The organism is Psychroflexus sp. ALD_RP9 (assembly GCF_017311165.1).
GTDB lineage: Bacteria > Bacteroidota > Bacteroidia > Flavobacteriales > Flavobacteriaceae > Psychroflexus.
This window is the reverse complement of the sequence record NZ_CP062973.1, coordinates 427284-450918: the sequence shown is the minus strand read 5'-3', so window position 1 is coordinate 450918 and position 23635 is coordinate 427284. Positions and strand designations below refer to the sequence as shown.

Here is a 23635-nt window from a genome sequence, read left to right as displayed (position 1 = left end):
ATAATTAATTAAAGAAATTATTTAAAAAATGAGCAACGCCATGTTGTTTAGCGTCTAAAGTAATGTGTTGAGCAATTTTTTTAACTTCTGGCTTAGCATTATTAACTGCAACGCCATAACCAACGCCATCAAGCATTTCAATATCATTGTAATTATCTCCAAATGCTAAGCATTGTTTAATATTTAAATTACTAAAGACCTGATTGATAAGAAGCTTTATAGCGCTTAATTTTGAAATTTGTTTTGGTGCAATTTCAATATAAGTTGGTTTAGAACGATATAAGTGAATTTGATTTGAAAACCTGGTGTAAAGCGAATTATAAAGATTATTGATATTAACTTCTTCGCCCATACACATGATTTTGTGTGTTCCAAAGTTATTTTTTTCTAAAAAGCTTAAACTTTCTGTGTAGCTTTGAACCTTTGGTTGGACTTTAGTATTGTTTATTTCACGTTTTGTCCAGTGATCGTGTTCTGGTACAAACCAATTGTTGTGATGATATAGGCTTAAATGGGTTTTGTTTTGATTGATTTTTACAATTTCTTGTGTAATTTTAAAACTGATTTCAGTTGATTCTAGGACTGTATTAGAGTCTAGAATTAATCCACCATTGTAAGCAATTATTGGTAAGTCTTCAATATTTAAATCTTTTTGTAAATGGATTATTGCAGATGGCATTCGTGATGAAATTAAAATGAAGGGCAAATGATTTATGCGATTGACAGCGGCTTTAGTTTCAGTAGAAATCTCTCGTTTATTGTTTAATAAAGTACCATCAATATCACTAAAAATTAATTTTACGTCCATAAATTATTGCGTAACAAAAGTTGAAATTGCTTTTATCATTTCAGAAGAAATCGGTTGTTTTGGATTAGAATATGAAGCTAAGTTTTCATTTCGATCCCCTTCAATTATTCTAAATACGTGGTTCATATTTTTAATTTCAATTAATTTTGAATGATTTGCTATACTGTCAATTTTTTTAGCATCTTCAATCGGTACTTGAATATCTTTTGTGCCGTGAATAACTAAAATAGGAGTTTCATCTAACTTTTTCAAAACTTCTGCAGGATTAATTTTAACCCAACTATTTATGAACTTTTGGTTTTGAGGTAAAAAAATTGATTTTAAGAATGGATTGACATTAACTATAGTGTCTTTTTCTCTGAGCTCTTTAAAACTTTTCTTTAGTGATGACTTTAAACTTGGGTATTGTGCTGTAATTTGTTCAGTTAAAACCAAATCGATTGTTCTTGCTGTTCCAGCAATTGAAATAATAGATTTAACAGGCTCAATATCAGCTGCTTTAAGACTTACTAAGGAACCTTGACTGTGACCAATTAAGTGAATATTTGTAAAACCATTCTTTTTAAAGTACCTGATGACTTTTACTAAGTCTAAAACAAAATCATTAAATTTTATGTTATTCGGTATACTTTTGCGGTTTATATAATGTATTGTTCTTTTATCATATCGAAAGCTATTAATTCCACGATTTTTTAAACTATCAGTCAGTAATTTACTGTGATTGCTCATCATCATGCCTTGATTTCCGTTTCGATCGGTTGGCCCTGAGCCTTGAGTTAAAATAACTAAAGGATTGCTATTTTTCGAGTTTACAAGGGTTAACTCACCTTTGATGATGGAATCAATTTCTATTTCTTTCACCTCTTGGCAGAAATGAACATTTGTTGATAAAAGGAAAAAAAGTATAATGGTGACTCTCATATTATTTCGTTTGGTTTGTAAAATTAATATTAAGGTAAAGCTACACAACTTATATTTGTAAAAAAATACTCATGAAGTTAATCTTATTGTCATTAGTTTTAAATTTTTCAGTGTTTGCAAATCCGCATTTAAATTATCATGATTGGGGACAGAATGGTCACCGTGTTGTAGGAGAAGTTGCAGAGCAATATTTGACTAAAAGGGCAAAACGAAAAATCTCAAAGTTACTTGATGGACAAAGTCTAGCTGTAATCTCTACTTATGCTGATGAGATTAAAAGTAATAATAAATTTGATAAATTTAAGCCTTGGCACTATGCAAATGTTGACTTTCACATGACTTATTTAGAGTCTAAACCAAGTGAGAAAGGTGATATTGTTATCGGTATTAAAAAATGTTTTGAAGTCTTAAAAGATAAAAAAGCATCAAAAAGTGATAAAGTTTTTTATCTGAAGATGTTAGTTCATTTAATTGGTGATATGCATCAGCCGCTTCATTTTGGGAAAAAAGAAGATCGTGGAGCAAATGATTTTAAAGTGAAATGGTTTTATAAAAATTCAAATATGCATAGAGTTTGGGATACTGAAATGATTAGAAGTTACAATATGAGTTACTCAGAATTAGCCGATAACTTAGATCCTTTATCAAAACATCAATTGGTGGAAATTCAAAAAGGAAGTTTACTAGATTGGGTTGAAGATACAAGAGAGTTGACAATAAAAGTATATAACTCTGCTGAAGCTAATGAAAATCTAAGTTATAAATACATGTATCAGTGGTTTGAAGTAGTTAAACTACAACTAAATAAAGGTGGAATTAGGTTAGCAATTATACTAAACGAAATATTTGGGTAGATTATCTTTTAGAAATTTTATTCATATTTATATTTCCTTGACGACTACTTTTAAAACGACCTTTTTTGTAACTTCTAAGTTTTCTGTGTTTTGTTGTACGTCCTTGTACACGTTTTCGCCACATTCTGAAACTTGTAGGTTTCATCTCACGTTGCATAATTTTAATGACTTCTTTTTCACTCACATTAAATTGAAACTCAATAGCTTCAAATGGAGTTCTGTCTTCCCATGCCATTTCAATTATCCTATCTATTTCTTCTTGATTAAATCTCTTTTCCATAAAATATAATTTTATAAATTAATTATCCAATACATGAGTACAAATTGGAGTATCAATCTTATTATTAATATCCATTTTGGAATACCAGCTGCAAATTTATGGCCTCGTAGCATATTAATATGAACAATTAAGAAAATAGTAAGTAAAGAAAATATTGCGTAAACACCTATCATTCTAGTTTTCTCAAAAAATAAGAATATACCACTTAAAATTTCTATAAATCCAGTAAAGTAAATAAAGAATAATCGATAAGGGATAAATAATGGCATTATTCTTAAATAGATTTTAGGTTTAATAAAATGAAATAAACCACCAATCAAAAATAAAAATGAAAAAAAATATATGTCAAACATCTTGTATTACTTTAATTTTTAATGATATATGATTCTTACAATTTTTCAAAGTTAATATTTTTCCAAAAACGCATTAAAAAAGTTTTGTTATTGTGGATAAAGGTTGTAGTTTTGCGCCCCGCAATTGAGTTGTGAAGTTCTAATTATTTGCAGAGTAAGTTTTTAAATATTTTTTAGTTGAAAGCTTGTTATGTTAGAAAATAGTTTTACATTTGCACTCGCAAAAATAGAAATATAGGTAGATTATTGATTTGGTTTACTTGTTCAAAAGAATTTTAAAAGTTCGTTGAAATATTGGATTGACAAGTTGTAAATTTCGTAAGAGATTTATGATTAAAAATGAAGCATTAAGACTAGAAGTTAAATTTTGAGTTAAGGACTTTTTAGGTAGTTGTAATTTTAATAGGTTAAGATAAATTAAGAAACAACGATGAAGAGTTTGATCCTGGCTCAGGATGAACGCTAGCGGCAGGCTTAACACATGCAAGTCGAGGGGTAACAATGGTGCTTGCACCAGTTGACGACCGGCGGATGGGTGCGTAACGCGTATACAATTTGCCTTACAGAGAGGGATAGCCCGAAGAAATTTGGATTAATACCTCATAGTATCTAAGAGAGGCATCTTTTTTAGATTAAACATTTATGGCTGTAAGATGAGTATGCGTCCTATTAGCTAGTTGGTATGGTAACGGCATACCAAGGCGACGATAGGTAGGGGTCCTGAGAGGGAGATCCCCCACACTGGTACTGAGACACGGACCAGACTCCTACGGGAGGCAGCAGTGAGGAATATTGGACAATGGGCGAGAGCCTGATCCAGCCATGCCGCGTGCAGGAAGACTGCCCTATGGGTTGTAAACTGCTTTTATACAGGAAGAAAAAGGTGTACGTGTACGCTGTTGACGGTACTGTATGAATAAGAATCGGCTAACTCCGTGCCAGCAGCCGCGGTAATACGGAGGATTCAAGCGTTATCCGGAATCATTGGGTTTAAAGGGTCCGTAGGCGGAATGATAAGTCAGTGGTGAAAGTTTGTGGCTCAACCATAAAATTGCCATTGATACTGTTGTTCTTGAGTTATTATGAAGTGGTTAGAATGTGTAGTGTAGCGGTGAAATGCATAGATATTACACAGAATACCGATTGCGAAGGCAGATCACTAATAATACACTGACGCTGATGGACGAAAGCGTAGGTAGCGAACAGGATTAGATACCCTGGTAGTCTACGCAGTAAACGATGGTTACTAGCTGTTCGAGCCAATTGCGGTTTGAGTGGTTAAGCGAAAGTGATAAGTAACCCACCTGGGGAGTACGTTCGCAAGAATGAAACTCAAAGGAATTGACGGGGGCCCGCACAAGCGGTGGAGCATGTGGTTTAATTCGATGATACGCGAGGAACCTTACCAGGGCTTAAATGCAGTTTGACAGGGATAGAAATATCTTTTTCTTCGGACAAATTGCAAGGTGCTGCATGGTTGTCGTCAGCTCGTGCCGTGAGGTGTCAGGTTAAGTCCTATAACGAGCGCAACCCCTTTGGTTAGTTACCAGCGAGTCATGTCGGGGACTCTAGCCATACTGCCAGTGTAAACTGAGAGGAAGGTGGGGATGACGTCAAATCATCACGGCCCTTACGTCCTGGGCTACACACGTGCTACAATGGTAGGGACAGAGAGCAGCCACTACGCGAGTAGGAGCGAATCTACAAACCCTATCACAGTTCGGATCGGAGTCTGCAACTCGACTCCGTGAAGCTGGAATCGCTAGTAATCGCAGATCAGCCATGCTGCGGTGAATACGTTCCCGGGCCTTGTACACACCGCCCGTCAAGCCATGGAAGCTGGGGGTGCCTGAAGTCGGTCGCCGTGAGGAGCCGCCTAGGGTAAAACTAGTAACTGGGGCTAAGTCGTAACAAGGTAGCCGTACCGGAAGGTGCGGCTGGAATACCTCCTTTTTAAGAGCTATAGAGTTATGGTTATCTAGATGTTAAGGTTGTTAACATATAAGTTTAATAACTAGTTTTAATGCTTTGTCAATTCAAAATTGGGGAATTAGCTCAGCTGGCTAGAGCGCCTGCCTTGCACGCAGGAGGTCATCGGTTCGACTCCGATATTCTCCACAGTAAAAGTTCATTGACATATTGGGATAAAATAAGAGAGACGCGAGTTTTTTTTAGAGAAATAAATAAGAGAGAATATTAAGAGTTATAATAAGCTTATTAAGGGCGTATGGGGGATGCCTAGGCTCTCAGAGGCGAAGAAGGACGTGACAAGCTGCGAAAAGCTGTGGGGATTGGCACATACGAATTGATCCGCAGATATCCGAATGGGGCAACCTGCTATGTTGAAGGCATAGTATCTACTTAAGGTAGAGGCTAACCTGGTGAACTGAAACATCTAAGTAACCAGAGGAAGAGAAAACAATAGTGATTTTGCGAGTAGCGGCGAGCGAAAGTGAAACAGCCCAAACCATATATGTTTCGGCATATATGGGGTTGTAGGACTACGATATTTAATTATACTGTAATTAGAATTAGCTGGAAAGCTAAACCGAAGAAGGTGAAAGTCCTGTATAGGTAAAGGTTTAATTAATAGTAGTATCCTGAGTAGTGTGGGGCACGAGAAACCTTGCATGAATCAAGCGGGACCATCCGCTAAGGCTAAATACTACTGAGAGACCGATAGTGAACTAGTACCGTGAGGGAAAGGTGAAAAGAACCTTGAATAAAGGAGTGAAATAGAACCTGAAACCATACGCTTACAAGCGGTCGGAGCCTTTAGGGGTGACGGCGTGCCTTTTGCATAATGAGCCTACGAGTTACCGGTGTTAGCAAGACTAATTGATTCAGTCAAGTAGTCGTAGCGAAAGCGAGTCTGAATAGGGCGATTAAGTTAGCATTGGTAGACGCGAAACCGTGTGATCTACCCTTGGGCAGGTTGAAGCTTTGTTAACCCAAAGTGGAGGACCGCACCCGTTGACGTTGAAAAGTCTTGGGATGACCTGAGGGTAGGGGTGAAAGGCCAATCAAACTCGGAAATAGCTCGTACTCCCCGAAATGCATTTAGGTGCAGCGATAGTAATAGTTTTATAGAGGTAGAGCTACTGATTGGATGCGGGGGCTTCACCGCCTACCAATTCCTGACAAACTCCGAATGCTATAAAATGATAGCTATCAGTGAGGGCATGGGTGCTAAGGTCCATGTCCGAGAGGGAAAGAACCCAGAGCATCAGCTAAGGTCCCTAAATATATACTAAGTTGAATAAACGCGGTCTAACTGCATAGACAGCTAGGATGTTGGCTTGGAAGCAGCCATTCATTTAAAGAGTGCGTAACAGCTCACTAGTCGAGCGGTCAGGCATGGATAATAATCGGGCATAAGTATATTACCGAAGCTATGCTTTCATAGATATAATTTATGAGAGGTAGGGGAGCATTCTAAACGGCGTAGAAGGTGTACTGTAAGGTATTCTGGAGTGTTTAGAAAAGAAAATGTAGGCATAAGTAACGATAATGCGGGCGAGAAACCCGCACACCGAAAGACCAAGGATTCCTCAGCTATGCTAATCAGCTGAGGGTTAGTCGGGGCCTAAGGCGAACCCGAAAGGGGTAGTCGATGGACAAGCAGTTAATATTCTGCTACCTGCTTTATATTAAAAGAGACGGAAGAGCAAATCTAGTGCGTGCAGACGGAATTGCACGTTGAACCATATGTAAGTATGGGATAGTACGCCAAAGCTACGGTGGCGGTGATAATCTAGAGGCGGTCTTTCCAAGAAAATCGAATAAAGCAGCCCGTACCGTAAACCGACACAGGTAGTTGGGATGAGAAATCTAAGGTGCTCGAGAGATTCATGGCTAAGGAACTAGGCAAAATGGGCCCGTAACTTCGGGAGAAGGGTCGCCCCACTTCGGTGGGGCCGCAGTGAAGAGGTCCAGGCGACTGTTTATCAAAAACACAGGGCTCTGCGAAATTGAGAGATGACGTATAGGGCCTGACACCTGCCCGGTGCTGGAAGGTTAAGAGGAGATGTTATCTTCGGAGAAGCATTGAATTGAAGCCCCAGTAAACGGCGGCCGTAACTATAACGGTCCTAAGGTAGCGAAATTCCTTGTCGGGTAAGTTCCGACCTGCACGAATGGTGCAACGATCTGGACACTGTCTCAGCCATGAGCTCGGTGAAATTGTAGTATCGGTGAAGATGCCGATTACCCGCTGTGGGACGAAAAGACCCCGTGAACCTTTACTATAGCTTAGTATTGACTTTGGATAAGTGATGTGTAGGATAGGTGGGAGACATTGAAGCGGTATCGCTAGGTATCGTGGAGTCATTGTTGAAATACCACCCTTTACTTGTTTGAAGCCTAATCCCTAAATAGGGAGACATTACTTGGTGGGTAGTTTGACTGGGGTGGTCGCCTCCAAAATAGTAACGGAGGCTTCTAAAGGTTCCCTCAGCACGCTTGGTAACCGTGCGTAGAGTGCAATGGCATAAGGGAGCTTGACTGAGAGACCTACAAGTCGATCAGGTACGAAAGTAGAGCATAGTGATCCGGTGGTTCCGCATGGAAGGGCCATCGCTCAAAGGATAAAAGGTACTCCGGGGATAACAGGCTGATCTCCCCCAAGAGCTCACATCGACGGGGGGGTTTGGCACCTCGATGTCGGCTCGTCACATCCTGGGGCTGGAGAAGGTCCCAAGGGTTGGGCTGTTCGCCCATTAAAGTGGCACGCGAGCTGGGTTCAGAACGTCGTGAGACAGTTCGGTCTCTATCTACAGTGGGCGTTAGAAATTTGCGTGGATCTGACTCTAGTACGAGAGGACCGAGTTGGACAAACCTCTGGTGTATCTGTTGTTCCGCCAGGAGCATTGCAGAGTAGCTACGTTTGGCAGGGATAAGCGCTGAAAGCATATAAGCGCGAAACCCACCACAAGATGAGATTTCTTTAAAGGGTCGTTGAAGACGACAACGTTGATAGGCTACAGGTGTAAAGGCAGTAATGTCATAGCCGAGTAGTACTAATTACCCAAAAGCTTATTATAACAGCTCTTTTAATGAATTTTAATAATAAAAGTTAGTATCTAACTTATTTTATCACCGATTATGTCAACTCATACTGTTTAATTATTATGTAAACAGATCAACTTAAGGTGGTTATAGCAACGAGGCTCACCTCTTCCCATTCCGAACAGAGAAGTTAAGCTCGTTAGCGCCGATGGTACTACAATCGTGGGAGAGTAGGTCGCCGCCTTCCTTTTAACTAAACCCCCTTTAGAATAATAATCTAAAGGGGGTTTTTATTTTTTAGTATTACATGCGTGTAGGTAATTTAATTCCTAATAGATTAAAAGACTTTTTTATGTGTTTTGAAGTCTCAATAGCTAAGCTTAATCTTAACTTAGTAATACTAAGCTCTTCGAAATCAATGATTATATAATTCTGATAAAAATTATTAAAGTACTTTACTAATTCATAGACATAGTTGCAGATAATTGCAGGGCTATGGCTCTTAGCTGCTTGTTCTATTATTTCAGGAAATTGGCTTATCATGTTGATAAGTTCTTTTTCCTTCAAATTCAAACTATACTTTAAATTTTCAATATCTAAATCATGTTTATATTTTTGTTTTAATGACTGGATTCTAGCATAAGTATATTGTATGAAAGGTCCAGTATTTCCATGGAAGTCAATTGACTCTTTAGGATTAAACATTATATTTTTACGAGGATCTACTTTCAAAATAAAATATTTTAATGCACCTTTACCTATATTGTTATATAGTTCCTGCTTTTCATCTTTTTTTAAATCATCAATTTTACCAAGTACATCTGAAATATTTTTTGCTGATATAATCATTTCTTCGATTAGGGTGTCAGCGTCAACAACGGTTCCTTCACGACTTTTCATTTTGCCATCTGGTAACTCAACCATTCCATAACTCAGGTGATATAAGCTCTCAGCCCATTTGTAGCCAAGTTTTTTCAATATTAAAAACAAGACTTTAAAATGATAATCTTGTTCATTCCCAACTGTATATATCAAACTAGAAATGTTAAATTCTTTGACACGTTTAATAGCTGTTCCAATATCTTGAGTCATATAAACAGATGTGCCATCAGAGCGCAAAACAAGTTTTTCATCTAGTCCTTCGTCAGTTAAATCTATCCAAACACTATTGTCTTCTTTTTTATAAAAAATCCCGTCTTTAACACCTTTTAAAATTTCATCCTTTCCTAATATATATGTTTCGCTTTCATAGTAATTTTTATCAAAGTCTACACCTAAGGATTTGTATGTTTCTTCAAAGCCTTCGTAGACCCAACTATTCATTTTTTTCCAAAGGTTAACAGTTTCAATATCATGGTTTTCCCATTTTTTAAGTAGCTCTTGTGCTTCAATTAAAATCGGAGCTGTTTTTTTTGCTTCCTCTATTGAATATCCCTTGGTTTCAAGTTCTTCTATTTCTTTTTTATAAGCCTTATCAAATAAAACATAGTACTTTCCAACTAAGTGATCACCTTTTATTCCACTAGATTCTGGAGTTTCACCATTACCAAATTTTTGCCAGGCTAACATCGATTTACAAATATGAATTCCTCGATCATTAATGATTTGAGTTTTATATACCTTGTTACCGTTAGCTTTAAGGATTTCAGCCACCGAATAACCTAATAAATTGTTTCTAATATGGCCTAAATGAAGCGGTTTATTAGTGTTTGGTGAAGAATATTCTACCATAACACGAGGTGAGTTTTCATTTACTTCTTTAAAACCATAGTTTTTAGTTTTACTGATGTATTGTAGTTGTTTTATAAAGTAATTATTCGTAAATGAAATATTTAAAAAGCCTTTAACCACATTAAAATCTTCTATATCTGCAATGTGTTTTTTTAAATAATCACCTATATTCTCAGCAAGTTGCTTTGGGTTTGTTTTAATTTGTTTAAGAAGTGGAAATACAACTAATGTAATGTCTCCTTTAAATTCTTTACGTGTTTGTTGAAATTCGAATTGACTAGCTTCAACATTATGATTTTCTTTTAAATAATTTGAAACAGCTAAGCTTAAATCCTTTTTAATATTCATCTTTAATCTTTTTCAATTGCAAAGATAATCTAAATATTTGCCTCAATATGATTAAAAACTTCAATTATTAGGTATCTTTAAAACAAAAATGCTATTAAATATATCTTATAATCGACCTAAAATCAAAGAACAAATTGATAATGAAGTCGGTTCATCTTTCAAGTGGTTAGAACGTATTAAACTTGGTGGTATTGGTTCTGGTAAGTTATCTATCAATTCATCTAGTATTCACATTCATAATTTACTAATTTTAGATAATAACCTTAATAATTGCGGTATTGAAATTAGACCAAAGGGTATTATAGTTAGCTTCAGATCTTTACTTGAAACCTATGCTTTAATTATTCCTTATTATAAATTAAAACTTTATAAAGGTCAATCTCAAGTATATTCTATATTTCGTGATAATTATTTTATTAAAGTAGATGTTAAAGAGAAGCGGCATCATGATTTCTTTAAAAAAATTCTCAAATTTCAAAATGAATTTTTACAACAAACTAGAATTAATTAATGAAAATACTTATCACAGGTGCCAATGGCTACATAGGTATGCGTCTATTAACGAAACTTCTTGATGAAGGTCATGATTTAGTTTGTGCTGTAAGAAGTGCAGATAGACTTTCGTTAAACAAAAGTCTAAAGTCTAAAGTAAAAATCATCGAGGTTGACTTTCTCAAGTCTGTAAAGTCTAATATTTTTCCTGATGATATTGATGTAGCTTATTATTTGCTTCATTCTATGTCTTCATCATCAGATTTTTCTTCTGCTGAAGAGAAAACTGCTCTTAATTTTAATACTTATTTGAAGGGTTTAAATGTTAAGCAAGTTATTTATTTAAGTGGAATTATAAACGAAGAAGAGTTATCTGAACATTTAAGTTCTAGGAAAAACGTTGAAGAAATATTGTATAAAGGCGATTTTAAATTAACTGTTTTACGCGCAGGCATTATTGTTGGTTCAGGTAGTGCTTCTTTCGAGATTTTACGAGATTTATGTGAAAAATTGCCTTTAATGATTACACCTCGATGGGTTCAAACTAAGTGCCAACCGATAGCTATTCGTGATGTTCTTAATTATTTAGTAGGTGTTATTCATAAAAAAGAATGTTTTAACGAGTCTTTTGATATTGCAGGCGATGAGATACTAACGTATCAAGATATGATGAAGATTTATGCTGAAGTTAGGAATTTGCCATTGAAAATAATAAATGTTCCTGTAATGACACCTCGACTTTCATCGTATTGGTTGTATTTTGTAACAGCAACATCTTACCGTCTTGCTGTTAACCTTGTTAATAGTATGAAAGTAGAAGTTGTTGCAAAAGATAAACGCATTAAGTCTATCGTTAAAATTAAAACCACTAGTTATCGTAAAGCTATTAAATTAGCTTTTGCTAAAATCGAGCAAAATGAAGTTATTTCAAGTTGGAAAGACTCCAAGATTAGTAGTCGTTACAACAAGAAAGATTTAAATAAGTTTATTAAAGTTCCAAAATACGGTTGTTTAAAAGACCACCAATTAATGCGAGCTAAAAATCCTGAACTAGCCTTAGAAAAAATTTGGTCTATTGGTGGTAAAAAAGGATGGTATTATGCAAATTTCTTGTGGCGGGTGAGAGGTTTTATAGACAAGCTTTTTGGTGGTGTTGGTTTACGTCGTGGTAGAACGAATCCTGCAAAATTATATCCAGGTGATTCACTCGATTTTTGGCGTGTGCTTCTTGCAGATCGATCAGAAAAAAGACTTTTGCTCTTTGCTGAAATGAAAATACCAGGTGAAGCTTGGCTCGAATTTTATATTGATGATGAAAACTTAGTGCATCAAAATGCTACATTTAGACCACGAGGTCTTGCAGGCAGGTTATATTGGTTTTCTATGTTACCGTTTCATTTCTTTATTTTCAGGGGAATGCTAAATAAAATAACTTCAACTGAGGTTTAAATAGCTTTATCAAAGTGGTAAATGGTTTCAAGTTTACTAGTCTTGCCTTTAAAAAAGAACATATGAGATTTTTTGTTTTCACTTTCAATAACAATACCTAAATCGTTGTCCATATAAAGTATATGAGTGGTTTTGTTTTTTAAAAAAAAATAATAAAGGAATTCCAAACCATTTGGTTTTCTTTTTAAAGCTAAAACCACCATTTTTATACTTTCCTTTAATAATTTGAGTTTGAAATTGCCCACTGTCATGAAAACTCACTTCAAGTTCTTTTTCATTCAACAATCTTAAATTAACAAGCTCAACTTTAGAATTGTAAGTAATTTGTAATTGGTTCAATAAGCTTATATCTTCAAAAGTATTAACAGCCTGATTATGATAAGCACCATTAATAAACTTTAATTGGCCTTTATATAAATGTACTGCATTGTCATGTAAACCTTTTTTAGTTCCACATGATACAACTATTAAAATGAAAAGAAATAAACTTACTTGCTTCATAAATTGCGATTTATAGCCAGTAACTCTTCTAAGTAATCACGCTTATTAGATAGTCGCGGTATCTTGTGTTGGCCGCCAAGCTTATTGTTTTGTCGCAACCATTCATGAAATAAATTAGGTTGAGCAACATTCAATTTTAAAAGTTCTAGAGTCATATTATTATGGCGCTTTGCCTCATAGTCGCTGTTAATATCTTGAAGATTTTTATCTAATAATTGCCTAAATTCTTCAAGATGTTTAGGCTGCTTCTTAAACTCAATAATCCATTCATGTGCACCTTTGTCTTTTCCAGCCATAAAAATAGGAGCTGCACTATACTCAACGATAGAGCTATTGGTTTGTTTAGCTGTTTTTTTAATGGCTTCTTCTGCATTTTCGATAATAAGTTCTTCACCAAAAGCATTAATGTGATGTTTTGTTCGGCCAGTTACACGGATCCTATAAGGTGATAGTGATGTAAATCGAACTGTATCACCAATTTTATATCGCCATAAACCAGCGTTACTTGTTATAACAATAGCATAATTTTTACCTAGTTTTACTTCATTAAGAGGTATTATTTTCTCTTGAGTTGTACCGTAAGTTTCCATCGGAATAAACTCGTAAAAGATACCATAATTCAGCATCAATAATAAATCTTTTGAATTATTGAGGTCTTGCGCTGCAAAAAAGCCTTCAGATGCATTGTATATTTCGTAATAATTGAAGTCTTTGTCATCAATAAGTTGCTTATACTGATTTCTATAGGGCTCAAAATTTACACCACCATGAAAATAAACTTCTAAATCTGGCCATACTTCTTTAAGATTAGTTTTTTCAGTTTCTTCTAAAATATTATTAATCAAAACTAACATCCAAGATGGTACACCAGCTAAACTGGTTACATTTTCTTTAATTGTTTCTTTAACAATAGCATGCATCTTTTCGTCCCAATTGCTCATTAGCGAAACTTCACTTCCTGGCGTACTGCTGTAACTTGCCCAAAATGGCATATTATCTATAAGTAAAGCCGATAAATCGCCAAAAAGTGTGCCTTTATCTTTATATATTTCTTGACTTCCACCTAAGCGCAAACTTTTTCCAGTAAATAATTTTGCATCTGGATTATTATTTAAATACATGCACAATAAATCTTTACTTGCGGCATAGTGGCAATCTTCTAAAGATTCTTGACTAACAGGGATAAACTTACTTTTTGCACTTGTTGTACCGCTAGATTTGGCAAACATTTTTATAGTTGATGGCCATAAAATATTAGATTCTCCATTTCTACAACGGTTTATTGTAGGTTCTAGGGTTTCATAATTTGTAACCGGAACGCTTTTAGCAAAATCATGATAAGATTTAATTGAAGAAAACCCATATGTTTTACCTGTTTCAGTTCGTTTTGCTTTATCAACTAAACTGAGCAAAAGTTCATTTTGAACTTCATTTGGATATTTTAAAAACAACTCCATTTGATGAATTCTCTTTTTGAGAAACCATGATGCAATTGAATTTACAATAGGAATTGGCATGAATTATTTTATCTTTAAACTTTGATTCTAATGTACTAAATCATTACAAAATACACTTATATAAATCTAAAAATATGCAATATCGCAGTTTACTTACCAAAATGAAAACCGAACTTCAAGATGAAGTTTTGTACTATCTTGAAACTGAGTTTGATGTTTTAAATATGAATCAACTTCTTGATCGCGAATTAGCATTTTATTTTGTGAAATACGAGTGTTTAAATTGCCACGAAAATAAAAAAATATTCAGACAAGGTTTTTGTTACGACTGTTTTCAGTCATCAGCTAGAGTTGGTGATTGGATTATGAAACCTGAATTAAGTAAAGCGCATTTAGGCCAAGAAGATCGTGATTTGGAATATGAAAAAAAGGTACAGTTGCAACCGCATGTTGTCTATTTAGCAAATTCTAGCGCTGTAAAAGTTGGTGTAACCCGAAAAACCCAAGTGCCAACCCGTTGGATAGATCAAGGGGCGCATGAAGCAATCGAAATTTTAGAAGCTCCAAATCGATATTTGGCAGGAATTACCGAAGTTGCTTTAAAAAAACACGTTGCCGATAAAACCAATTGGCGAACAATGTTGAAAAATGAAATTAAAGACGAGAATTTAATTGAAATCAGAGATCAATTACTTCAATATATTCCTGACGAGGCCAAAGATTATGTTATTACCAATAATAAAGAAACCAATATTAAATTTCCGGTTACAAAATATCCAGAAAAGCTTAAAAGTTTAAACCTTAATAAGTCTCAAAATTATAAAGGTAAATTAGTTGGGATTAAAGGTCAATACCTGATTTTTGAAGATCAAACGGTTTTTAATGTTAGAAACAACGAAGGTTTAGTAGTAGATTTAGAGTTAGTATAAGCAAAAAAAGCTTTAGCATTTACGCTAAAGCTTTAAGCTTTATATTCAAAAATAAAAGAAAGTTTATAAGTTCTCTTTCTCTTTTAAAGACTGAATGTACTGAGCCTTTTTTACTTGCTGTCTCTTTTCAACAGATGGTTTTGTAAATTCTTTTTTATCGCGTAAAGTCTGTAAAACTTTAGTATCACGAAACTTTCGCTTTAAACGTTTTAATGCACGTTCTATTTTTTCACCATCTTTAACTTTTACTACTAGCATATATAAATATATTAAATCGTGTTTACTTATTTTAAAGGTTGCAAATTTAGAAATAATTCTCTTACAATAAAGTAATTAAGACTAATTTTTTTTCTTCTTTTTACCAAACAAACCGCCGAGTACCTCTTTTACTTTTTCTTCAGTTTTTGTACTTGTGCTATCAGATTTGTTATTTCCCAGTAAATCACCAACCTTATCGCTTATTTTATCTTTTAGATTTTCTTTTTGTTGGTTAATTATTTGATTTTTTAAACTATTAATGGCTTGCTTAGTGTTAATATTAAATGTAGGATTTGTGTGGCTTCCAGAAATACTTACCGGAACATCAACTTTAAAATTTTCATTAGATTTTCCAGCTAGTTGACTCAATTGATTACCAACATCATCACCTAAATATTTTGCTGGTAAATTTAAATTGAGTTGATAGTCTAATTGATTATCAAATCCATGAGATCCTTGTGCATTCACTCCAATATCACCGATATTAAAACTAAAAGGTTTGGTTTTAATTTGGCCATTAGTAAAACTTAAAAGCGCAGTTATATCTTTCAAATTAAGCTTGTCAAGTTTAATGCCACTAAAATTAGAATTTAGACCGCTTAATAATTTTGATTGTTCAGGCGCTACACCAGCTTTTACAATAGTAGCTTTCAGGTTACCGTCTAAACTTTCCTTAACCAAGTCGAAATTTTGAGTTAATTTGCCATCAAAATTAAGGTCAAAGTTCATATTACCATTTAGTGCTTTTGTAATCGGTGCTAGAGATTTTAGTAAATCTACGGCTTCAAAACTTTCGGTGATATCTACCAAATTAAATCCAAGCTTAAAATCAAAATTTGGTTGAGATGTTTTTGTATCAAAAAGTCCGTCAAGATTAAGTGTTCCGCCAAAAATTTCAGTCGAGGCATCACTGATTTTTACAGACGCATCTTTAATTTGCATGCGGCCGCTCATATTTTTAAAATTGAAATTTGTATAGTTGACTTTGTTTGCGTTAAATTTTAGTGTTAAATCTAAAAAATTTGGTAATTGTAACTGAGCTGTTTCAGGCGTGTTGGCTACTTCATAATCGGTTGAAGTTTCTTCACTTGGCTGTTTGCTAACACTTTCAGTAGCTGCCATAAAATCGCCAACTCTAAAATTAGTTGAAGTAGCATTTAAAACTCCTTTTAGGGTCTCGTCATTAAGCGCAAAGCCCATGAGATTATTTAAGCTACCAGTTGCTTTTAAGTCACTTTTGCCAGCTTGCATTTCAAAATTTGTTAGGCTTGCTGTATTAGTTGTAAATTTCAACTTGGCATTACTAATAGTAATTTCTTTCGGTAGAGCTTCATCTTGATAAATAAAATTATTTAAACCTAGATTCCCATTTAAATTAACTTGTTCATAATTTTTATTTTGGACTTCAGCTAAACTAAATTTACCGTTCAAATTACTTTTTAAAATACCTTGCATTGGTAAATCAGTTTCAATAGGGTAAGCTTGCTTTAAATTGGCAAGGTTTAAAGTTCCATTTGCAGCTAAATCGATCATCATTTTTTCTGTTAAATCGCTCATTTTTAAGCTCCCTGAAAATCGATCTTCCACAATCTTAAAACTAAAAGGATTAATACTGACATAAGTATCTTCTACAATTCCAGTTTCATTAATCACAGCTAAATCAATATCTATATCGCTAATCGGTTGTGGTAAATCACTATATTTTATATGCGCATTGTTACTATTACCTGTAATGTTAATTGTAGGTATTTTTACATCAGTTACTTGACCTTTTATTTCACCTTTGAGTTGAAATTCTCCTTGAGTTTCAATACCATTAAGGTTACCGGCGTAGGCTTCAGGAATTAAACCCATAAAGTTTTTGAAATCTGCGTTTGGTGTAGAAAAACTAATAGCAATATCTTGATAATCATCGAATAGTTGTACATAACCATCAAAATTAAGTGGTAGTTGATTTATCAAGGCTTCATTCTCTAAAAATGAAAACTTCATTTTATCAAAATCTATTTTTAATAATGCATCAAGCTGTATGCTATTATTGCTAAGATAGTCTACGCCATCATAGTTAAAACTGATTTTTGCATCAGTATGTGTATTAAGGTTTGTAGTTGAAGCCACTAAATTTCCTTCTCCATTATGGTTAAAATCTGATAAGCTAAAGCGCATTTTAGAAGACGCATCATCATAAACGATAGACGAATTTGATATGCTGTAGCTGTTTAGCGCGAGTTGAAGCGGCTTAGAATCTTTTGTATCAGTATTAGTTGAAGTTTTTTCGTTAGCTTCAACCTTAGTTATATTGTAGTTGGCTTTACCGTCTTCATTAACTTTAATGTTAATATGGGCTTGATTAACTTCAACTGCGTCAATAATTATTTCATCTGAAGTTAGAAGCTGCCAAACGCCTAACTCTAACGAAATAGCGCCAGATTTAATCAGGGTATCGCCTTTAAATTCAAGTTTATTAACAATTTCTAGCTGTTGTAAGTCTAGACTTGCTTTCGGAAAATGACTAATCAAGCTTAAATCTAAGGATTGCCAGTCAACTTTTGCGGTTAAATTTTGATTAATACTCTTTTTGAGCTTAGCTTCAATTTCATCTTCAAATAAAATAGGAATCACAAAAAGTGCAAGAATAAAGAGTCCTAAAATCAGACCGATAATTTTAAGTGTTTTTTTCATAGATTAATGTTGTTATCAAGCTGTTACGTCAGCTTCGAGATTAATTTCTTCGTTCGGTTTTAGTTGGTAAACTTTTCTGAAAAGGTAAACAAAAAGATACAAAAAAGGCGTGTCTATTATGGCAATTAAGACTTTAAATAAAAAACCGCCTAAGAGTAATCCGCCAAAAAGAGACCATTCAATTTTACCAAAAGTGCATAATAATAAAAGTACAGATGCTGTATCTACAAATTGAGAACTAAAGGTTGAAAAGTTGTTACGCAGCCATAAATGTTTGCCCTTGGTAAGCTTTTTCCAAAAATGATAAATGTAGATATCAATATATTGCGCCAATAAATAAGCCACCATCGAAGCAAAAACAGCAATACCTGTTGCGCCAAAGACTTTGTTAAAAAGCTGATCGCCAATAGGGCTCCAGCTTGTTGCAGGAACTGCATCAGCAGCCAAGATAATTAAAAGCGAAAAAAAAGAGGCAAATATTCCAGCTGTTACCACTTGATTAGCCTTTCTTTTGCCATAAATTTCACTGATTAAATCAGTAATCAGAAACGTGATAGGATAAGGTAAAATTCCTACTGAAATTTCAAATGTGTACAAACCAAAAAAATCGTAGTAAAAAAACTTTTGAAAAATTAAATTAGAGGCAACTAATGAAGCCACAAATAAGGCACCCAAGATTAGGTACACGCGTTGGGCTGAAAGTTTTTGTTTTAGAGTCAAAAGTTTTAAAGTTGATGTTTACCTTTGTGGCAAATTTAATTAGTTTAACAAGCAATACTTAATCAAATTACTAATTTGTTTGAGGCAACAGTACTAAATTTTTCTTAACTATTGGAAACCAACAAAACGGCTTACATTGCTATTGGTAGTAATCAAGGACAAAAATTACAGCATCTTCAAGATGCTATTGATATGATTTACAATGAAGTAGGAGATGTTGTTCGCGTTTCAAAAATTTACAAAACACCAGCTTGGGGTTTTAAAGGTAACGATTTTTTAAACGCTTGTATAGAAGTTAATACAAGACTAACTGCCGAAGATTTATTAAGATCGCTTTTAGAAATTGAATTAAAATTAGGTAGAGAACGCTTTCCAAATCAATATACCAATCGAACTATAGATTTAGACATTATTTTTTATGATAGACTAAAGTTAGAGTGTGAACATTTGGTTATTCCTCACCCTAAACTTAGCAGTCGAAAATTTGTATTACAGCCTTTGGCCGATTTGATTCCTGAATTTGTACATCCTGATTTCGAAGCTAATATTTCTGAATTATTAGCAAACACAACCGATAATTCTGTTATAGAAAGTGTTACAGAAAAACTTCAACCAAAATTTAATCAGCTAGAGAAATTAAGTTTTTTAGCCATTGAAGGTAATATAGGTTCGGGTAAAACCAGTTTATCTCAAATGATTTCAGAAGACTTTAACGCAAAACTTATCTTAGAACGATTTAAAGATAATGCTTTTTTACCAAAGTTTTATGAAGATCAGAAACGTTATGCTTTTCCATTAGAGATGTCTTTTCTTGCCGATCGCCATCAACAAATTGCAGACGATATTGCACAATTTGATTTGTTTACCGATTTCGTTGTTTCTGATTATGATGTGCACAAATCACTCATTTTTGCTAAAGTAACGCTCGAAGCGGAGGAATTCTCACTTTACAAAAAGATATTTAATGTTATGTACAGTGAAATTCCCAAACCAGATTTATACGTTTATTTGTATCAGAGTACTGAGCAGTTACTTGAAAATATTAAAAAACGTGGCCGAGATTATGAGCAAAATATAGCACCAGATTATCTGGAACAAATAAATACGGGTTATCTTGAATTTATTAAACATCAACAACAACTTAATATTAAATTAATTGATATGGCTTCTATTGATTTTGTGAACTCTAGAAGCGACTATAATCAACTGATAAAAACAATAAACTATTCAATTTCTCATCTAAATTAAAAAACCTATGAAAGACGGTCTATACGCAAACTTTAAAACCAATAAAGGCGATATTTTAGTTCAACTAACCTTTGAAAAAACACCAGGAACAGTAGCAAATTTTGTTGGCCTTGCTGAAGGAAAACTTGAAAATAAAGCTAAAAAAATAGGTGAGCCTTACTATGATGGATTAAAATTTCACCGAGTAATTGCTGATTTTGTAATTCAAGGTGGTGATCCTGCTGGAAATGGAACAGGTGGTCCAGGCTATAATTTTGATGATGAAATTCATCCTGATTTAAAACATGATCGAGCAGGAGTTTTGTCTATGGCAAACGCTGGACCTGGCACAAATGGAAGTCAATTCTTTATCACACATAATGAAACACCTTGGCTAGATGGTAAGCATGCTGTTTTTGGCTATGTAGTTAATGGCCAAGATGTTGTAAACAAAATTAACCAAGGAGATACAATTGAAACACTTGAAATAAAGCGTATAGGAGATGCTGCTGAAGCCTTTGATGCTGTAAAAACATTTAAGGATTTTAACGAAGCCAAAGCTGAACGCGAAGCCAAAGCAAAAGCTGAATTAGAAAATAAAATAGATGAATTAGTCGACGATAGCTTTAAAACTACTGACTCCGGTTTGCGCTATAAAGTTTTAGCTGAAGGTGATGGAGAAACTTTGAAAGCAGGAACTTCTGTTAATATTCATTATACAGGTAAGTTAGCTAATGGTCAAGTATTCGACTCTTCGTATCAACGTCATCAACCTATAAATTTTGTTTTAGGTCAAGGTCAAGTTATTCAAGGCTGGGATGAGGGACTTCAGTTATTGTCTAAAGGCGCAAAAGCTAAATTTGTAATACCACCACATTTAGGTTATGGTAATCGCGATATTCAAGGTGTTATTCCTGCTAATTCAATTCTGTGTTTTGAGATTGAAGTGGTTTAACATAAATGTTTAAAGTGGAATTTTAATAAAAAAGCGTAAATCTTCTGATTTACGCTTTTTTTAATATAAAACTATAAGAACAAATTTTATTAATTATCCTCTGGTGGATATTTTGCTAATATTTCAGCTACGATGCGATTAATTTTTTCGATTTTTTTATCAACACCACGATCTAAATCTAAAATTCCAGTACCTAAACCTTGCCAAACTAATTCATTTTTTTGGGCATCAATTAAATCTATAAAAAGTGTACCTTCAATGTTTTGTGTAACTGTATTCATTCCTTGTGGTCCCCAAAACCAAGGATTCCAACCCCAACCATAACCAAAATTATTTTGATGAATGTTTATATTTTCACGTGTTTCAGTAAAAATACTAACTAATAAATCAGGGTTTGAAGATTTCTTGAAACCTTTTTTAAGCAGTTCAGATTCAATGGCGCGTAAAATGCGTTTTTTGTCTAAATCAGAAATTTTAGCTTCATCTATACCAGGTTTATAAAAAGCAAAGCTTTTATAGGTATCAAAGTTAGCTTCTTTGCTATAATCAGTAGCCACTTTTATACCACTACAAGCACCTAATAAGGCAATAAAGACAGCAAAACCTAACAATTTAATAGTTCGTAACATGACTTTAAGTTTTAAGAGTTAATTAAATTATCATCAACCAAGTTAGGTAAAGTTACTTTAAGTCTTGGCTCAGACTTCATAGCTCTCTTAATGGTATCAATTGCACCTTTATTTCTAGCCCAGCTTCTTCTTGAAATACCATTTGTAACATCCCAATGGAGCATCGATTTTAACTTGTGTCGAGACGATTCATTACCTTCAAGTATCATGCCAAATCCGCCATTAATAACTTCTCCCCAGCCAACGCCACCGCCGTTATGTATACTTACCCAAGTCGCTCCTCTAAAACTATCTCCAATTACATTTTGTATGGCCATGTCGGCGGTAAATTGGCTGCCATCATAAATATTTGAAGTTTCTCGATAAGGTGAGTCGGTCCCAGAAACATCGTGATGGTCACGACCTAAAATCACAGGGCCAATTTCTCCATTTGCAATAGCTTCATTAAAAGCTTCGGCAATTTTCATACGACCTTGTGTATCGGCATATAATATTCTAGCTTGTGAGCCTACAACTAACTTATTTTCTTGAGCACCTTTTATCCAAGTAATATTATCTTGCATTTGCTGCTCAATATCTGGAGTAGCCTCTTCTTTAAGTTGTTTTAAGACTTCAGTTGCAATTTGGTCAGTTTTGGCTAAGTCTTCAGGTTTGCCTGAAGCACAAACCCAACGAAACGGGCCAAAACCATAATCAAAACACATAGGGCCCATAATATCTTGAACATAACTAGGATATGCAAAGGCCGAGTTAGGGTTTTTAATTTCACTTTTTGTTACAAACTCACCTTTATCGTTACGGTAAATTTTAGCGCCTGCACGAGATGCTTCAAGTAAAAACGCATTACCATAATCAAAAAAATATGTCCCTTTCTCAGTATGTTTGTTAATAGCTTTAGTTTGTCTTATTAAGCTTTTTCTTACATAAGATTTAAACTTTTCAGGCTTGTTTGCCATAAGCTCGTTGGCTTCTTCATAAGTTAATCCAACGGGATAATAGCCGCCAGCCCATGGATTATGGAGAGATGTTTGGTCACTTCCCAAATCAATGTGCAAGTTAGCCTCATCAAAGGCTTCCCAAACTTCAACAATGTTGCCATCATAGGCAATTGAAACAACTTCCTTTTGTTCTTTTGCTTTTTTAACTCGTTCAACTAACTGGTTAATATCGCTAATAACTTCATCAACCCAAGCTTGTTCATGTCTTACTTTCGTTGCTTTAGGATTAACTTCAGCACAAACGGTAATACAACCTGCAATATTACCAGCTTTAGGTTGTGCGCCACTCATTCCGCCTAATCCAGCAGTTACAAATAAACCGCCTTTAGGGGATTTTTTTATTTTCCTAAAGGCATTTAAAACAGTAATTGTTGTCCCGTGAACTATACCTTGTGGGCCAATATACATATAACTTCCTGCTGTCATCTGTCCGTATTGTGAAACGCCTAAAGCATTAAACTTTTCCCAATCATCAGGCTTTGAGTAATTTGGAATTACCATACCATTAGTAACAACAACTCTAGGTGCTTGTTCACTTGATGGAAATAAACCCATTGGATGTCCAGAATACATAGCCAAGGTTTGTTCATCGGTCATTTCAGCTAGATATTTCATAGTTAACCGATATTGTGCCCAGTTTTGAAAAACACCACCATTACCGCCATATGTAATTAGCTCGTCTGGATGTTGTGCTACTGCGTGATCAAGATTGTTTTGAATCATCAACATAATCGCTTTAGCTTGTATACTTTTTCCAGGATAATCGTCAATTGGTCTGGCGTAAATTTTATGCACAGGTTTAAATCTGTACATGTAAATTCTGCCATAGGTTTTAAGTTCGTTTTTAAACTCTTTGGCTAATTCTGCATGATGTTGAGGCTCAAAATAACGAAGTGCATTACGTAATGCTAATTGTTCTTCTTCGGGTGATAATATTTTTTTACGTTTTGGTGCATGATTAATTGTTTCGTCTAAAGTTGTAGGTTGAGGTAACTTGTTAGGAATGCCTTCTAAGATTTCTTCTTTAAATGTAATC

The 23635-nt window shown here is 34.5% G+C and carries 17 protein-coding genes, 1 tRNA gene and 3 rRNA genes; 10 read left to right on the top strand and 11 right to left on the bottom strand.

Annotated features, from left to right (window positions below; translation table 11 throughout):
• Positions 1 to 4: 4 nt before the first annotated feature.
• Both IMZ30_RS02085 and IMZ30_RS02080 read right to left on the bottom strand, forming a co-directional pair.
• A complete protein-coding gene (locus IMZ30_RS02085) occupies positions 5 to 808 on the bottom strand; it encodes a Cof-type HAD-IIB family hydrolase (RefSeq protein ID WP_207038897.1) in 804 nt (267 codons plus the stop codon).
• Between the two features lie 3 nt (positions 809 to 811).
• Complete coding sequence (locus IMZ30_RS02080) at positions 812 to 1729, bottom strand: alpha/beta hydrolase (RefSeq protein WP_207038896.1); 918 nt, start codon at positions 1727 to 1729, stop codon at positions 812 to 814.
• 71 nt (positions 1730 to 1800) lie between these two features.
• Between IMZ30_RS02080 and IMZ30_RS02075 the strand changes: the two genes are divergently transcribed.
• Entirely contained in the window at positions 1801 to 2583 is a 783-nt protein-coding gene (locus IMZ30_RS02075; RefSeq protein ID WP_207038895.1) for a S1/P1 nuclease, read from the top strand.
• 1 nt (position 2584) lies between these two features.
• Here the strand turns inward: IMZ30_RS02075 and IMZ30_RS02070 are convergent, their stop codons facing one another.
• A complete protein-coding gene (locus tag IMZ30_RS02070) occupies positions 2585 to 2863 on the bottom strand; it encodes a TIGR03643 family protein (protein WP_207038894.1) in 279 nt (92 codons plus the stop codon).
• 780 nt (positions 2864 to 3643) lie between these two features.
• Here IMZ30_RS02070 and IMZ30_RS02065 point away from each other — a divergent pair.
• The 4 genes from IMZ30_RS02065 (at position 3644) to rrf (ending at position 8470) form a co-directional block, all read left to right on the top strand.
• A 16S ribosomal RNA gene (locus IMZ30_RS02065) occupies positions 3644 to 5169 on the top strand.
• A 91-nt stretch (positions 5170 to 5260) separates the two neighbouring features.
• Positions 5261 to 5334, top strand: a tRNA-Ala gene (locus tag IMZ30_RS02060).
• Between the two features lie 88 nt (positions 5335 to 5422).
• Positions 5423 to 8258: ribosomal RNA gene (locus IMZ30_RS02055) — 23S ribosomal RNA — on the top strand.
• Between the two features lie 104 nt (positions 8259 to 8362).
• Positions 8363 to 8470 (top strand): 5S ribosomal RNA (gene rrf, locus IMZ30_RS02050).
• The 16S, 23S and 5S rRNA genes sit together here with 1 tRNA gene alongside, the layout of an rRNA operon.
• 56 nt (positions 8471 to 8526) lie before the next feature.
• Here the strand turns inward: rrf and argS are convergent.
• Positions 8527 to 10302 carry an arginine--tRNA ligase gene (gene argS / locus IMZ30_RS02045; protein WP_207038893.1) on the bottom strand — a complete coding sequence of 592 codons (1776 nt, stop codon included), beginning with the start codon at positions 10300 to 10302 and terminating at the stop codon, positions 8527 to 8529.
• An 88-nt stretch (positions 10303 to 10390) separates the two neighbouring features.
• Here argS and IMZ30_RS02040 point away from each other — a divergent pair, with 88 nt between their 5' ends.
• Together IMZ30_RS02040 and IMZ30_RS02035 are read left to right on the top strand one after the other, a co-directional pair.
• Positions 10391 to 10813, top strand: coding sequence for a hypothetical protein (locus IMZ30_RS02040; protein ID WP_207038892.1), 423 nt, complete (start codon positions 10391 to 10393; stop codon positions 10811 to 10813).
• A complete protein-coding gene (locus IMZ30_RS02035) occupies positions 10813 to 12243 on the top strand; it encodes an SDR family oxidoreductase (protein WP_207038891.1) in 1431 nt (476 codons plus the stop codon). Before IMZ30_RS02040 ends, IMZ30_RS02035 begins: the two co-directional genes overlap by 1 nt.
• Before the next feature lie 84 nt (positions 12244 to 12327).
• Here the strand turns inward: IMZ30_RS02035 and IMZ30_RS02030 are convergent, their stop codons facing one another.
• Positions 12328 to 12744, bottom strand: coding sequence for a hypothetical protein (locus IMZ30_RS02030; protein ID WP_207038890.1), 417 nt, complete (start codon positions 12742 to 12744; stop codon positions 12328 to 12330).
• Positions 12741 to 14261 carry a GH3 auxin-responsive promoter family protein gene (locus IMZ30_RS02025; protein ID WP_207038889.1) on the bottom strand — a complete coding sequence of 507 codons (1521 nt, stop codon included), beginning with the start codon at positions 14259 to 14261 and terminating at the stop codon, positions 12741 to 12743. Before IMZ30_RS02025 ends, IMZ30_RS02030 begins: the two co-directional genes overlap by 4 nt.
• 74 nt (positions 14262 to 14335) lie before the next feature.
• Between IMZ30_RS02025 and IMZ30_RS02020 the strand changes: the two genes are divergently transcribed.
• On the top strand, positions 14336 to 15130 hold the full coding sequence (locus IMZ30_RS02020) for a DUF2797 domain-containing protein (protein WP_207038888.1): 795 nt from the start codon (positions 14336 to 14338) through the stop codon (positions 15128 to 15130).
• A 63-nt stretch (positions 15131 to 15193) separates the two neighbouring features.
• Here IMZ30_RS02020 and rpsU read toward each other — a convergent pair whose 3' ends face one another.
• From rpsU to IMZ30_RS02005, 3 genes are all read right to left on the bottom strand, one after another.
• Positions 15194 to 15388, bottom strand: coding sequence for a 30S ribosomal protein S21 (rpsU, locus tag IMZ30_RS02015; RefSeq protein WP_073191805.1), 195 nt, complete (start codon positions 15386 to 15388; stop codon positions 15194 to 15196).
• A gap of 81 nt (positions 15389 to 15469) precedes the next feature.
• Positions 15470 to 18070 carry an AsmA-like C-terminal region-containing protein gene (locus IMZ30_RS02010; protein WP_207038887.1) on the bottom strand — a complete coding sequence of 867 codons (2601 nt, stop codon included), beginning with the start codon at positions 18068 to 18070 and terminating at the stop codon, positions 15470 to 15472.
• Between the two features lie 15 nt (positions 18071 to 18085).
• Positions 18086 to 18790 (bottom strand): queuosine precursor transporter, encoded by a 705-nt coding sequence (locus IMZ30_RS02005; RefSeq protein ID WP_207038886.1) that lies wholly within the window; start codon positions 18788 to 18790, stop codon positions 18086 to 18088.
• Between the two features lie 111 nt (positions 18791 to 18901).
• On the opposite strand from IMZ30_RS02005, the gene folK reads away from it, so the two are divergent.
• A complete protein-coding gene (gene folK / locus IMZ30_RS02000) occupies positions 18902 to 20038 on the top strand; it encodes a 2-amino-4-hydroxy-6-hydroxymethyldihydropteridine diphosphokinase (RefSeq protein WP_207038885.1) in 1137 nt (378 codons plus the stop codon).
• A gap of 7 nt (positions 20039 to 20045) precedes the next feature.
• On the top strand, positions 20046 to 20972 hold the full coding sequence (locus IMZ30_RS01995; RefSeq protein WP_207038884.1) for a peptidylprolyl isomerase: 927 nt from the start codon (positions 20046 to 20048) through the stop codon (positions 20970 to 20972).
• Between the two features lie 89 nt (positions 20973 to 21061).
• On the opposite strand, the gene IMZ30_RS01990 is transcribed toward IMZ30_RS01995, so the two are convergent.
• Positions 21062 to 21601, bottom strand: coding sequence for a DUF4136 domain-containing protein (locus tag IMZ30_RS01990; protein ID WP_207038883.1), 540 nt, complete (start codon positions 21599 to 21601; stop codon positions 21062 to 21064).
• 11 nt (positions 21602 to 21612) lie between these two features.
• Positions 21613 to 23634 carry a urocanate hydratase gene (locus tag IMZ30_RS01985; protein ID WP_207039666.1) on the bottom strand — a complete coding sequence of 674 codons (2022 nt, stop codon included), beginning with the start codon at positions 23632 to 23634 and terminating at the stop codon, positions 21613 to 21615.
• Position 23635 lies beyond the last annotated feature (1 nt).